General features: G+C 65.3%; 13 protein-coding genes and 1 pseudogene. 8 read left to right on the forward strand and 6 right to left on the reverse strand.

The features are described 5' to 3' along the window. The 3 genes and pseudogenes from RIF85_RS10000 to RIF85_RS10010 form a co-directional block, all read right to left on the reverse strand. Positions 1-1,176, reverse strand: a pseudogene (locus tag RIF85_RS10000) (aminodeoxychorismate synthase component I); the annotation flags it as partial. Between the two features lie 3 nt (positions 1,177-1,179). Further along, on the reverse strand, positions 1,180-1,797 hold the full coding sequence (locus RIF85_RS10005; RefSeq protein ID WP_309071765.1) for a LysE family transporter: 618 nt from the start codon (positions 1,795-1,797) through the stop codon (positions 1,180-1,182). Further along, positions 1,794-2,753 (reverse strand): NAD-dependent epimerase/dehydratase family protein, encoded by a 960-nt coding sequence (locus RIF85_RS10010; protein ID WP_309071766.1) that lies wholly within the window; start codon positions 2,751-2,753, stop codon positions 1,794-1,796. Before RIF85_RS10010 ends, RIF85_RS10005 begins: the two co-directional genes overlap by 4 nt. 149 nt (positions 2,754-2,902) lie before the next feature. Here RIF85_RS10010 and RIF85_RS10015 point away from each other — a divergent pair, with 149 nt between their 5' ends. Further along, the gene (locus RIF85_RS10015; RefSeq protein ID WP_309071767.1) at positions 2,903-3,610 is read left to right on the forward strand and encodes a WHG domain-containing protein; all 708 of its coding nucleotides are present in this window, start codon (positions 2,903-2,905) and stop codon (positions 3,608-3,610) included. A gap of 50 nt (positions 3,611-3,660) precedes the next feature. Here RIF85_RS10015 and RIF85_RS10020 read toward each other — a convergent pair whose 3' ends face one another. Genes RIF85_RS10020 through RIF85_RS10030 form a run of 3 tightly spaced genes read right to left on the reverse strand, consistent with a single transcriptional unit; the run spans position 3,661 to position 5,505 of the window. Then, positions 3,661-4,170 (reverse strand): low molecular weight protein-tyrosine-phosphatase, encoded by a 510-nt coding sequence (locus tag RIF85_RS10020; protein WP_309071768.1) that lies wholly within the window; start codon positions 4,168-4,170, stop codon positions 3,661-3,663. A gap of 53 nt (positions 4,171-4,223) precedes the next feature. Continuing rightward, complete coding sequence (locus tag RIF85_RS10025) at positions 4,224-5,021, reverse strand: methyltransferase domain-containing protein (RefSeq protein WP_309071769.1); 798 nt, start codon at positions 5,019-5,021, stop codon at positions 4,224-4,226. Positions 5,022-5,031: 10 nt separating this feature from the next. Beyond that, positions 5,032-5,505 (reverse strand): MarR family transcriptional regulator, encoded by a 474-nt coding sequence (locus RIF85_RS10030; protein WP_309071770.1) that lies wholly within the window; start codon positions 5,503-5,505, stop codon positions 5,032-5,034. 87 nt (positions 5,506-5,592) lie between these two features. Here RIF85_RS10030 and RIF85_RS10035 point away from each other — a divergent pair, with 87 nt between their 5' ends. The 7 genes from RIF85_RS10035 (at position 5,593) to RIF85_RS10065 (ending at position 13,411) form a co-directional block, all read left to right on the forward strand. Then, positions 5,593-7,776 carry an MMPL family transporter gene (locus RIF85_RS10035; RefSeq protein ID WP_309071771.1) on the forward strand — a complete coding sequence of 728 codons (2,184 nt, stop codon included), beginning with the start codon at positions 5,593-5,595 and terminating at the stop codon, positions 7,774-7,776. 108 nt (positions 7,777-7,884) lie between these two features. After that, positions 7,885-9,759, forward strand: a complete 1,875-nt coding sequence (gene dnaK, locus RIF85_RS10040; protein WP_309071772.1) for a molecular chaperone DnaK — start codon at positions 7,885-7,887, stop codon at positions 9,757-9,759. A gap of 2 nt (positions 9,760-9,761) precedes the next feature. After that, positions 9,762-10,469, forward strand: a complete 708-nt coding sequence (locus RIF85_RS10045) for a nucleotide exchange factor GrpE (protein WP_309071773.1) — start codon at positions 9,762-9,764, stop codon at positions 10,467-10,469. 151 nt (positions 10,470-10,620) lie between these two features. Next, positions 10,621-11,607 carry a DnaJ C-terminal domain-containing protein gene (locus RIF85_RS10050; RefSeq protein ID WP_309071774.1) on the forward strand — a complete coding sequence of 329 codons (987 nt, stop codon included), beginning with the start codon at positions 10,621-10,623 and terminating at the stop codon, positions 11,605-11,607. Positions 11,608-11,645: 38 nt separating this feature from the next. Next, positions 11,646-12,068: a heat shock protein transcriptional repressor HspR gene (locus RIF85_RS10055; RefSeq protein ID WP_309071775.1), complete on the forward strand. Its 423-nt coding sequence runs from the start codon at positions 11,646-11,648 to the stop codon at positions 12,066-12,068. A gap of 48 nt (positions 12,069-12,116) precedes the next feature. Continuing rightward, positions 12,117-12,722 carry a hypothetical protein gene (locus tag RIF85_RS10060; protein ID WP_309071776.1) on the forward strand — a complete coding sequence of 202 codons (606 nt, stop codon included), beginning with the start codon at positions 12,117-12,119 and terminating at the stop codon, positions 12,720-12,722. A 5-nt stretch (positions 12,723-12,727) separates the two neighbouring features. Beyond that, entirely contained in the window at positions 12,728-13,411 is a 684-nt protein-coding gene (locus RIF85_RS10065) for a PspA/IM30 family protein (RefSeq protein WP_309071777.1), read from the forward strand. Positions 13,412-13,596: the final 185 nt, after the last annotated feature.

Here is a 13,596-nt window from a genome sequence, read left to right on the forward strand (position 1 = left end):
GGAGTTCGGTGTGGTGGATTCCCGTTCGGAGAGCACGACGGCGCGCGCCCGTTTCAGCCACGCTTCCGCGTCTGCGTCTCGGGAATCGTCATGCAGGGTGAGCAGGTGGGTGCGCTTTTCCTGATGGTCCAGGACCACGGCCCGGCCGGCGAAAAGCAGGGATGCATCCGGAACCGGACTTGCCTCCGGCGTGCGGCCGCCGGTTTCGCGCTTCAGCTCATATCCGAGGTAGCCCAGCCAGCCGAGAGCGAACGGGCCCGGGTACTCCGCGGGCAGTCGAACCGCCCGGCGACCCCACACGCCGTCCAGCCAGCGGAAGAAGGGACCGACGATCCGGGCTGTGACCGGGCCGCTCGTGACCAGGGTGGTCCCGCCGGTGTGTTGCGCAGTCTGGCCGAAGCGCCCGCCGTCGTCGGCCAGGATCGAGAAGCGGTTCCGGCCGTGCGGGTCCTCCGTGGCGGAACTGTCAAGCCATGCGGCGGAGGTGGACCCGGCGTATAGCTCGCGGAAGACGCGGGCAGCATCGGGCAGCAGGTCAAGGGTTTCCACTTGCAGGGTCAGGCCCCGGCGGGCAGCCCGTTCCATTGACATCAGGGACTCGCATTGCGGCAGCCCGGTGAGCGCGCGGCGCAACTGGTCGGGAACCGAGTTGCCCCGGTGTCCCTGCACCAAAAGGTCCGCATGCGGCGCCGGGTGATCAGCTGCGAGCCACTGCTCTTCCTGCTCCGACCACCGCTTCCAGAACGGGGCATAGGTGTCGCCGTCGCGGTTCAGGGCGCTGGTTCGGCGGAGGTCGTCGTCGGCGTCGATCCAGATCACCACATCGAGGTGTTCCCGGGCAGCTGCGCACGCCGCACCGACTCCCTCGACCAGCACAATGTCCGCGGGCTGCGTGCTGCGGGCGTCGCCGTCTTCTTCTGCGGTCCAGTCCCACGCCGTCCACCGGGCGGGGCGCCCTGCCGCCAGGGGTGAAAGCACTGTGCGAACGTAACGGTCCATGCCGTTCGCCAGGCCGTCCCAGCCGGGGTAGATGTCCTCGAGGTGGAAGAGGCTGACGGTGTGATGTTCCCGCAGCAGGGCGGTGAGCTCTACCGCGAGGGTGGTTTTGCCCGCGCCGGACCGGCCGTCCACGGCGATAATGAGCGGAACGACGGCGTTCGCGGACTTGTGTGCCATACGTCAGGCGAACGCCAACAGTGCACCGACGGCGATGAACAGGCTCCCGAAGATGCGGTTGAGCAGGCGCTGGCCGCTCGGACCGCTGGTGAACCGGCTGAAGGAGCGGGCAGCTGCCGCGAAGAAGAGCCACATCACCAGGACATCGATAACGACGACGGTGCCCGCCAGCACCCCGTACTGGCCGAGCAGCTCCTGGTCAGGCCGGATGAACTGTGGAACGAAGGCAAGGAAGAACACGATGGCCTTCGGATTGAGGAGGTTCACCCAGAGGCCGCGCCGGAACATTGAACCCGCGCCTTCGGCATGGAGCATTGCCGCCTGCTCGGCCGGGACGGGACGCTCAAGGAACTTCCGGATGCCGAGATACACCAGATAGGCGGCTCCCGCGTAACGGATGACGTTGAAAGCCAGCGGCGACCCGGCCACCAGCAAACCGACTCCGGCCGCAACGACGGCGATGTGAACAAGGAGAGCAAGCTGCTGGCCGAGGATGCCCCACATGGAGCGCCGGAATCCCACCGTGAGCGAATTGCTCATGGTGTTCACGGCGCCGGCACCCGGCGTAAAGCTGATGAGCGCCTGGGCACCAACGAGTGCCAGCCACAGCGAAAGAGTCACTGAATAATCTTAGGGCTGTCCACCGCGGCCTCCTTCCCCTGCCACCAGCTCACCGTCGCTGCTGCGCCCTGCTGAAGGGGCGTGGGTTTGAGGTCCAGGAGCGCCTCGCTCCGTGAGGAGTCCATGACGAACGGGTTCTCGAACTGATAGAGCAGCTCCTTGAGTTCCCGCAGGTCGCCCGACACCACTCCCAGCGCACGGACCATCCGGCCCGAAATGGGCTTCGTCCGAGGCTCAGCCACCCCCGCGGCGCGGGCAAATCCGCGGACCATCTCACGCAGGGTGGGAGCAGCGGCCGTCGGCGCGTGCAGGAGTGAGTTCCAGAGCTCGTCCCGCGCGGCCGCGGCGATCATCGCCGCTGCAAGGTCCGGAACGTACGTGAAGGAGTGCGGAAGGTCCGGGTTCCCCAGCGGCCGGATGGTCTTTCCGGCGAGCACACGGGGGACAATGCGCTCGCCGGCATGGGCGGTGCGGACGCGTGGTCCATAGAAGTCCGACGCCACCACGCTGACCGTCGCCGTGGATGATGCCTCGCGCTGCTGCAACAGCGTGGTCCGCACGCCTCGCTTGCCGCCGCCGGCGCCGCGGGAAGACGATTCGGTCAAGACTTCACCGGGCCGGTCATAGGAATACAAACTCTCCGGAAAGACGACGACGGCGCCTGCTCGCCCGGCCGCCTCCAGGACCACCTGCTCGGCCCGTGGGAGCTCGGACTCCCAGGCAGCGGCGGTGTAGGCGGAACCATGGATGCAGTGGAAGACGGCCGACGCGCCGTCGAACGCCTGCTGCATCTGCCGGTAGTCCGACGCGTCCGCGCGGACGCGTTCAATGCCTGGCAGGTCAGGACCGCTTCCGGATCTGGTGAGGACGCGCACGGTGTCGCCTCGGCTTGCCAAGTGTTCGGCGATGGTCCAGCCGACCGGCCCCGCACCGGTGACGGCAAATAGCTGTGTCATTGGTTGCTCCTGGTGGTTGTGATGGAAACGTGGTTGTGATGAAAAAGAGAGCAGTGCTCTCGCAATTAGTTTGAGCGGCTGGAGGGCTACTGTCAAGAGCGGTGCTCTCTTCTGTTGACACCGCTCTCACGGTCGGAAAGCATGGGCGTATGACTCCAACTCCGAGGGAACGTGCGCGCGCTCAGACGATGGAGGACATCACGCGCATTGGTCGGGAGCATCTTGTCGTGCACGGGGCTGCGGCATTGTCGTTGCGTGCCATCGCGCGGGATCTGGGACTGGTGTCTTCCGCGGTGTACCGCTACGTGAAGAGCCGGGACGAGCTCCTCACTCTCCTGGTGGTCGATGCCTACACCGAGCTCGGCGATGAGGTGGACGCAGCAGTGGCGGAGGTGGCGCCGTCGGATCATGCCGGGAAGTTCCTGGTGCTCGCGCGCGCGGTTCGCCGCTGGGCTGTGCGGGAGCCGGCCCGCTATGCCCTGCTGTTCGGCAGTCCTGTGCCCGGTTATCACGCTCCGGCAGAGCAGACCACCGGCCCGGGTACGCGGGTCATTCGGGCACTGGTCCGCATTTACGACGACGCCTACCGGGCTAACGGCAGGGGTGGGACGCTCCCCGGCATCATGCCGGGTGTCCCCGCCGAAGGCATGCTGCCGGCGGATCTGGCACGCATCCGGGAGGAGATGGGCCTGGCAGCGGATGACGACCTCATCGTGCGGGGAACCCTCGTGTGGGCCTCGCTCTTCGGCATCGTCAGCTTCGAGGTCTTCGGCCAGTATGGCGAGGGCACCTTCTCGGACCCGGAACAACTCTTCGAGCAGCACCTTGCGGTGCTGAGGAGCGTCGTAGGTCTTTAACTACGGTTATCGGTCTCCCATCACAGTTGTCGGCCTCTGATGACAGAGGATCACCGGGCAGCGTGGCCGCGGGCGAGCTCTTCCAGCACGAACTGCACGATCCCGGGAACGGCGTCGTGAATCATCTGCCACGTGGCCTCGAAATCGGCGCTGTCCCCATACCAGGGGTCGTAGATGCCAAGCTCGGAGATCGGCGTGCCGGCCGTCGACGGGTCGAATTCGCGCAGCATCCGCACCCTGCCTCGGCTCTCCGCATCGGGAGCCTCAAGCTTCAGATCCTCGTAGTGGTCCACATCGAGGGCAAGGATGAGATCCCGCTCTGCGTACCAGATGGGATCGAACTTCCGTGCGCGGTGGGTTTCGCTTGTGAGGCCGAGCTCGGTCAGCTTTGCGGCTGCGCGCTCGTCGATCGGGTTACCCGCCTCCCAGCCGGTGGTGCCTGCGGAGTCAACCATGACGTCGTCGTCCAGTCCCGCTTCCTCGAAGGCACGGTTCAACATGATCTCGGCCATGGGAGAGCGGCAGATGTTACCGGTGCAGACAGTGACGATCCTGTACATGGGTCAATCCTAGGTATGAAGGCAGGAGGGGCGCATCGGGCGTGCCGACAGCGCTATACCCGGATGATCAGTTCACCGCAGGGGATGAGGAACCAGCCATCCGGTGACTCGCCCCAGCGGCGCCATCCCGAAGCCAGCCGCTCCAGCGTGGCCTGGTCTGCCAGACCCCGCTCGAGGGTCTGCTCCGCGAAGCCGGAACTCAGGACCCGCTCCGCCCAGGTCTCGGCGTGCCAGCGCCGGCGTTCCTCGGTGGCGTACAACCAGTTCGACGACGAAGCTTCCACGTCCGTGAGTCCCGCTTCGTGTGCCCACGCCAGGAGGTGGCGTCCGGCGTCGGGCTCGGCCTGGTTGCTGCGGGCCAGCTGCTGGTAGGTGTCCATCCACTCGTCGAGTTCCGGCGTAGGTGGGTACCACGCCATCGCGTGGAAGTCTGCGTCGCGGACCGCGATGATCCCTCCCGGCCGCGCAACCCGGTGCATCTCACGCAGCGCGGCGACCGGGTCGGTGAGGTGCTGCAGCACCTGATGCGCGTGGACAACATCGACGGACTCGTCCTCGAGGTCAAGGTCGTACACGTTGCCGGTGCGGAAGGAGAGGTTCTCCACCCCTGCGTACGTCCGCTCGGCCAATGCCACAACGTCCTCTGAGCGGTCCATGCCGATGACCTGTCCGGGATCGAGCAGTGCGGCGAAGTCGGCGGTAATGCTCCCGGGACCGCAGCCGACGTCGAGCATGTTCATTCCGGACGAAAGGTGCTCCAGCAGGTACCCGGCGGAATCTGTTGCCCGGCGCGCTGCATGGGCGCTGGTGACGCTCGAATGGTGGCCGTGGGAGTAGACCTCGTCGCTCATGATCGACAGATTACCCCGGTGCTTCGTCCATCGCGTGTTCGCGTGCGTGCACCGTGGCGTCGGTGACTTTCCGTATCATCCTGCTGAGGAGTGCGAGCTCCTCAGGCGTGAATTCGGCGAGCGACTGCTCCACTTCCCTGGCCAGCGGAGTGAACAGCCTGGAGCCGGTGGCGAGGGCCTTCTCCGTCATCTCCAGATGTACCTGCCGCCGGTCCACGGAACTGCGTGAACGGCGGACATGACCCGCTTCGTCCAGCCGGTCGATCAGGGCGGTGGTCGCCGGGGAACTCAGGTTGAGAGCCTGGCGGAGCATGCCCGGGGTCACGGTGGCACCGGCACGAGCGGCGCCCATCATGATGCCGAGCGCGTTCAGGTCAGTCCGGTGCAGTGCATCCCGAACGCTGATGGTGTCGACATATCGATCGGTCTCGACAGTGAACTGTTGCAGCAGGGCCATCAGTTCACGTGGTGCGGCGTCGGCCATGTTCCTCCTCTACCTACAGATTAGGATACTGCCATTTATCTCCATCATGGATATAGTAGGTAATAGAGATACCTAGAAGGGATTGGCATGTTCAAGAAGAAGTGGGTCCGGGTGTTCTTTCCGGCATTCATCGTGGTGCTGTGGTTCATCGGTGCCGGGTTCGGCGGACCCACCTTCGGGAAGCTGGAGGAGGTTTCCAGCAACGACCAGGCGTCCTTCCTGCCCGCGAACGCGGAATCGACGGAGGCCGGCGAGTTGCAGGAAGCATTCACCGACTCCACTGCCATACCCGCCGTCATCGTCGTCGAGTCGGAATCGGAGATTCCGCCGCCGGAGCTGGCGCAGTACCAGGAGCTGGCTACCCGGCTCGCGGATGTGCCCGGGCTTGAGCCGGCTGCGGAGGGCCAGCCCGCCGTCGTTGGCCCGATCCCCTCAGAGGACGGTTTTGCCATCCAATACATCGCTTCGGTGGCCGACGACGCCGAACTGGGCGAGGTGATCATCGAACTCCGCGAGGTGCTGGAGGCCGAGCTGCCGGCAGATGCCGAAGGGTATGTCACCGGCCCCGCCGGCTTCACAGCGGACCTGGTCAGTGCCTTCGGGGGTATCGATGGAATCCTCCTTGCCGTGGCGCTCGCCGCCGTGTTCGTCATCCTGCTGGCCGTCTACCGTGCACTCATCCTGCCGTTCCTGGTCCTGTTCACGTCCGTCTTCGCGCTGGCCACCTCCATCCTGCTCGTCTATGCCTTTGCGCTCTGGGGGTGGATTGAACTGAGCGGCCAGAGCCAGGGCATCCTGTCGATCCTCGTGATCGGTGCCGCGACGGACTATGCGCTGCTGCTCGTGGCCCGATACCGGGAAGCCCTGACGGAATTCAGCTCGAAGTGGGACGCGATGAGGGTCGCCTACCGTGCGTCGGTGGAGCCGATCGTCGCATCGGGTGCCACCGTCATTCTCGCGCTGCTGTGCCTGCTCTTCTCGGATCTCAATTCGAACCGCAGCCTCGGTCCGATCGCCGCGATCGGGATTGTCTTTTCGCTGCTTGCCGCGCTGAGCCTGCTTCCTGCGCTCCTCCTGATCTTCGGCCGTAGCGCATTCTGGCCGCTGCGGCCCAAAGCCGGTACCCATCCTGCCGGGGTCCACGGCAGCAACGTCACGGGACTCGAAGGTCTGCGCGGCACCTGGAAGCGCATCGGCCACCTGGTGTCGAGGTTCTCGCGCCCGGTCTGGGTTGTGTCCCTGCTGGTGCTCGCCGCCGGCTCGCTGGGACTGCTTCAGCTGCAGGCATCCGGTGTGCCGCAGTCTTCAGTGATCCTTTCCCCGTCAAACGCGGTCGACGGGCAGGATGCGCTGGCGCGCCACTTCGACGCCGGCGCAGGCAGCCCGGTCATCGTGATTGCGCCTGCCGGCCGGGAAGATGGAGTCCTCGAGGTCCTTGAAAGCTCCGAGGGTGTAGCGGAGGCGACGCTTGTCGCCGACCAGGCGGGCGCCGTCATCGTACGCGATGGCAACGTCCTGATGCGGGCGACCCTCGATTACCAGGCGGACTCCGCCGAAGCGGAGGAACTCGTCAGGCAGCTGCGCACTGACCTGGATGCCGTGAGCCCGGATGCGCTGGTCGGCGGGGTAACCGCCGTCGCGCTGGATACCAACGTCACAGCGCAGGCTGACCTGACGAAGATCATCCCGATAGTCCTCGTCGTCATTCTGGTCATCCTCATGCTCCTGCTGCGCTCGGTGGTGGCGCCGCTGCTGCTGATCGGCTCGGTGGTGCTGTCCTATGCGACCGCGCTCGGGGTGTCGGCGCTGGTGTTCAACAACATCCTCGGGTTCGATGGCGCGGATGCCTCGGTGCCGCTCTTCGGTTTCGTCTTCCTCGTCGCGCTGGGGGTGGACTACAACATCTTCCTGATGACACGCGTGCGGGAGGAGTCGCTGCGCATCGGAACCCGGCCGGGCATCCTCCGCGGCCTCGGCGTGACCGGTGGGGTGATCACCTCGGCGGGAATCGTCCTTGCCGCGACGTTCGCCGCGCTCGGGATCATCCCCATCCTGTTCCTGGCGCAGATCGCGTTCATCGTGGCGTTCGGTGTGCTGCTGGATACGGTGATCGTCCGGTCGCTGCTGGTTCCGGCGCTCGCATATGACCTCGGCCCGAAGATCTGGTGGCCCTCGAAGCTGGCAAAGCACGACGGCGCGGCCTCCTCTTCGTCCGACCCAAAGCACCGTGCGGATCCCGAGTTGAGCGAAGTAGACTCAACTTCAGCTTGACACTCCATCAGGTCGTAGTAAGGTTGAGTGCAGAACGCTCAATCTGAGCGGAACCGACAATCCCGGCCGGTGGAAACCAAAGCCAGCGGCTCGTCGAAAGGAACACGCATGTCACGTGCAGTAGGTATCGACCTCGGAACAACCAACTCAGTCGTTTCTGTGCTTGAGGGTGGCGAACCCACCGTCATCGCGAACGCTGAGGGTGCACGCACCACTCCCTCCATCGTCGCTTTCTCCAAGGGCGGCGAAGTCCTGGTCGGCGAGATCGCAAAGCGCCAGGCCGTCAACAACATCGACCGCACCATCGCTTCCGTCAAGCGCCACATGGGCACCGACTGGAAGAAGCAGGTGGATGACAAGACCTACACGGCGCAGGAAATCTCTGCCCGTATCCTGCAGAAGCTGAAGACCGACGCCGAGAGCTACCTTGGCGAAAAGGTGACCGACGCCGTCGTCACCGTGCCGGCCTACTTCAACGACGCCGAGCGCCAGGCAACCAAGGAAGCCGGTGAGATCGCCGGCCTCAACGTGCTGCGCATCGTCAACGAGCCCACGGCTGCAGCTCTCGCCTACGGCCTGGACAAGGGCAAGGAAGACGAGCTCATCCTCGTGTTCGACCTCGGTGGCGGAACCTTCGACGTCTCGCTCCTCGAGGTCGGCAAGGATGAGGACGACTTCTCGACCATCCAGGTCCGTGCAACCTCCGGTGACAACCGCCTCGGCGGCGACGACTGGGATCAGCGCGTTGTGGATTTCCTGCTCGCGCAGGCAAAGGCCAAGGGCGCAGACCTCTCCAAGGACAAGATTGCACTGCAGCGACTGAAGGAAGCTGCCGAGCAGGCCAAGAAGGAACTGTCCTCCGCCTCGTCCACCAACATCTCCCTGCAGTACCTTTCGGTCACCCCGGACGGCCCTGTGCACCTGGACGAGCACCTGAGCCGCGCCAAGTTCCAGGACCTCACCAAGGACCTGCTGGACCGCACCAAGAAGCCGTTCCACGACGTCATCGCGGAAGCCGGCATCAAGGTCTCGGACATCGATCACATCGTGCTCGTCGGCGGATCCACCCGTATGCCGGCTGTCTCGGACCTGGTGAAGGAACTGGCCGGCGGCAAGGAGCCCAATAAGGGCGTGAACCCGGATGAGGTCGTAGCCGTTGGTGCTGCGCTGCAGGCCGGTGTGTTGAAGGGTGAGCGCAAGGACGTCCTCCTGATCGACGTGACCCCGCTGTCGCTGGGCATCGAGACCAAGGGCGGCGTGATGACCAAGCTCATCGAGCGCAACACGGCCATCCCCACCAAGCGCAGTGAAACCTTCACCACCGCCGATGACAACCAGCCCTCGGTTGCCATCCAGGTGTTCCAGGGCGAGCGTGAGTTCACCCGTGACAACAAGCCGCTGGGCACGTTCGAGCTCACCGGTATTGCACCGGCACCCCGCGGCGTTCCTCAGGTCGAGGTCACCTTCGACATCGACGCCAACGGCATCGTGCACGTGTCCGCCAAGGACAAGGGCACCGGAACCGAACAGTCCATGACCATCACGGGCGGAACCGCGCTGTCGAAGGAAGACATCGACCGCATGGTCCGCGAAGCCGAGGAGCACGCAGCCGAGGACAAGAAGCGCCGCGAGGCAGCCGATGTCCGCAACTCTGCCGAGCAGCTGGCCTACTCGGTAGGCAAGCTCATCGACGACAACTCGGACAAGCTGCCGGAGGAAGTCAAGACCGAGGTTCAGGCCGACGTCGACGCCCTGAAGAAGGCCCTCGAGTCCCAGGACAACGATGATGAGGTGAAGGCCGCCTTCGAGAAGCTGCAGACCTCGCAGACCAAGCTCGGTGAAGCCATCTACGCCCAGGCCCAGCAGGAGGGCGCCTCCGGTCCCGGTGCTGCCGGTGCAGGTGAGCCCAGCGAGAACGGGACCAAGGCAGACGACGACGACATCGTCGACGCCGAGGTTGTTGACGAAGACGAGAAGAAGTAGCCATGCCGCACCACGGAAACGAAGAAGAGCACTCAGAGCCAGTCAGCTTCCGCGATAACCGGAAGATCGACCCGGAAACTGGGAAGGTCCGTGGGCAGCAGGACAATTCCGGTTCGGGCTCTCCTGACCAGGCACCCTCTGCGGGTGCCGGGCAGGAGCCCGGCTCAGGAAGCGCTGATGCAGGCGCCCCTGGGATGGCTGCGGATGGTCCCGACGCCGGTGCTGATGCACTGGCCCAGGCAGAGGCGATCCTCAACGAGGCCGGCGGCGGGGAAGAGATCTCCACGCCTTCCACCGACGTCGAGGCAGAGCTTCGGAACGACCTCCTCCGCCTTCAGGCCGAGTACGTCAACTACCGCAAGCGCGTGGAGCGGGATCGCGACGTCGCCCGGGATATGGCAGTGATCGGGGTACTGAACTCGCTCATGCCGGTTCTGGACGACATCGACGCCGCGCGCCAGCACGGTGACCTCGCAGACGGGCCCTTCGCCGCGATCTCCACCAAACTGGAGAACGCCCTGAAGACCTACGGCCTGTCCCGCATCGATGAGACCGGAGTGGAGTTCGACCCGAACATCCATGAGGCACTCATTCAGCAGCCGAGCGCGGACGTGCAGTTCGACAGCGTCAGCCAGATCCTGCGCGCAGGCTACAAGAAGGACGAGCGAGTCCTGCGGGCCGCCCAAGTGATCGTCGCGGTTCCTGAGTAGCTGAGCGCGTCCTTCCCCTCCGAACGGGGGCAACGAAATTCCGAGACTCGCAGAGCTCGCTTCGGAATATTAAAGCCCCCTTCCTCGGAGGGGAAGGACGCAACGCTTCCACGAACAGGCAACTTAGAGATTTTTAGAGAGGAGGGGTCAGATGGCTAGTCAGGATTGGGTCGACAAGGACTTCTACAAGATCCTTGGTGTGCCCAAGGACGCCTCCGACGCCGACATCAAGAAGGCCTACCGGAAGCTCGCGCGAAAGCACCACCCCGATCAGAACCAGAGCACGGGCGGCTCGGACAAGATGTTCAAGGACATCTCGGAGGCCTATTCGGTGCTGTCCGACCCGGAGGAACGTCAGCAGTACGACGCCATCCGGGCGATGGGCAGTGGAGCCCGCTTCACTGCGGGTGGACCGGGCGGACCGGGCGGCGGCGCCGGGTTCGACGACATGTTCGGCAACCTCTTCGGGCAAACAGCCGGCCGTCAACGCGGCGGTTTCGGCGGCGGCAGCAATCTGCCTCCGGAATTCGCCGATCTGTTCGGCGGCGGCTATTCGTCCGGCGGCGGGTTCCCCGGGTACCAGGCACCGCCCCGCAAGGGCGCGGACCGTACCGCCAGCACCACCATCTCCTTCGCGGGATCCATCCGCGGAACCACCATCGGCCTGCGGGAACCGTCCGGCGAGGTGATCGATGTTCGCGTGCCTGCCGGCATTCGGGACGGCCAGAAGGTCCGGGTCCGCGGGAAGGGACAGACCGGGCCGGCGGGCAACGGCGACCTGATGGTCACGGTGAACGTGAAGCCGCACCCGTTCTTCCAGCGCGACGGCGACAACATCCGGGTGCACGTGCCGGTCACCTTCCCCGAGGCAACCCTCGGAGCGCAGGTGGAGGTGCCCACGCTCGACGGGGAAACGGTGAAGGTCAAAATACCCGCGGGCACACCTTCCGGTCGGACCCTGCGCGTTAAGGGCAGAGGGGTGAAGACGTCCAAGGCAACCGGTGACCTGCTGGTAACCATCGACGTCGTCGTTCCCCAGAACCTGAACAAGGAGGCAGAGGCCGCTGTGGAAGCCTTCGCGAACGCCACGAAGGACGCCGATCCGCGGAACAACCTTGCCGAGAAGGCACGGCTCTAGGGTGTGGGAAATCTAGGCAGCAGAGGGGAGCGACACCAATGTCTGTTGATATGAATATGCCGATCTACGTCATCTCTGTTGCCGCAGAGTTGGCAGACATGCATCCCCAGACTCTGCGCCAGTACGACCGGCTGGGCCTCGTCACTCCCAGCAGGGCACCGGGACGGGCCCGCCGGTACTCCCAGCGTGACGTCAACGTCCTGCGCGAGGTCCAGCGTCTTTCCCAGGAGGGTGTCTCCCTGGAAGGAATCCGGCGCATCCTCGAACTCGAGAATCAGGTGATGGCCCTACAACACCGGGTCAGTGAACTCACTGAGGAGCTGTCACAGCGCCGTAAAGCGGAAACCAGCCGCGTCTTCGCTGCAGGGCTGGCCGGCGACGTCGTCACCCTCGCCCGGGGGCAGCGCCCCCGCCCGCGCAGCCAGGCGCTGATGATCTGGCGCGGAGACCCCTCCCGCTGAGGGCTCCTCACATGGCGCAACGTCCAAATCCACGGCACACTTGTATACATGCCTGAATCAGAGTTCGCTGACGCCGCGGAAGTCCTGCTGGAGGGTGTACTCCAGCTCCTCCTGTTCGGCGGAGCAGTCCTGGGCGTACTGGCGATCGGCGCGGCAACCGGTACCTGGTTGATTGTTCGCCGCATCCGACGCTCAGGAATCCTCCGCCGCCGGATCCAGAGGGGGAGCAGCCGCATTCGGTCCTTCTCCACGGACGCGTCTTCCCGGGAACTCGCGAGGTACCGCCTTCAGCTTGAGCGCTCAACCGACGCCACCCGCCGGTCCCTCTCAGCCGCTATCGCCCAGGGGTCCCCCGCCGGTGCCCTCGCCGCAACCGCCGAAGACCTCACGCGCGCTGAAGCGGTACTCGGTGAACGGATCGCCCTTGCCGAGCGCGAACCCAACAGGGTCCTGCGGGAGGAACTCGCCCGCAGCATCGGATCCGAGGTGGATTCCCTCTGCGATTTGTCAGCACAGCTGCGCCGCACGCTCCTGGAGGTTCACCAGGTCTCGGGCAGCAGGCAGCTTGACCGCGCCACGTCGCGGCTCACCATGGAGATCGGCGCGCTGAAAACCTGGAACGCCGCGTACGGCACCGGCACCCGGCGGGCATAGCCGACGTGTCCGTCCGACGCCGCATCTCACGCATCATTTCCTCACGCCGTAATGCGCAGGAACCCGTCGACCCAATCGCCACGCTCGGGCAGTCGCAGCGGCAGCAGGAGGAAAACCTCGACCGGGCACGTCGCAGCGTAGCGGACCTCGCCGCCGTCCGGCACCGGGTGGAGACCCTGACCCGGCAGGCGGCCGCAGACCTCGACGCCTGCAACCGTGAGGCAGAGCGCGCGGTTGCGAACTCGAACGACGACGCTGCGCGTGCAGCCCTGCGCCGGGCGCTGGAGGTGCAGAAGAGGCTCGATACGCTGACCCAACAGCGAGACGACGTCGACCGGCAGTTCCGCTCGCTCGAGGCCGATCTGTACCGTCTGGAAACCTCGCTGCACGAGAATGCGGTCCGATTCGAATCACTGAGGGCGCAGCAAGGGGCTACCCAGGCAGCCTTGGAAGTCCAGGGTGCAGTTTCAGCCTCTGCGGGCAGCAGTGCAGAAACTGCTCGCGCCGCCCGCGAAGCGGAACAGGAAGCCCGGCGTCTGCGGCATCTTCAGGCAGCACAGGAAGAGCTTGCGTGGTCGGATCCCTCGTCACCGAACCTCGAGCGGGCATTCGAAGAACTCGAGGCACGCGACGCTACCGAGCAGCAACTCCGGCAGCTGAAGGGCCGGACCGACCGCGGTAGGCCCTGAAGGGCGTACTGCCGGCGCCCTCCGCGGGACTTGTCGGAGCCGGTTGTTAGGCTCTGGGCATGGATCAGAGCAGCGGTGGCGTTCTTGTCGGCAAACACTTCCTGGTGGTCGGTGCCACCGGCCAGCTCGGTTCGCGCATAGCCCGCGAGCTGAACTCGCGGGGTGCGCGTCTGACGCTCAGCGGA

Source organism: Arthrobacter sp. (genome assembly GCF_031179385.1).
Lineage (GTDB): Bacteria > Actinomycetota > Actinomycetes > Actinomycetales > Micrococcaceae > Arthrobacter_D.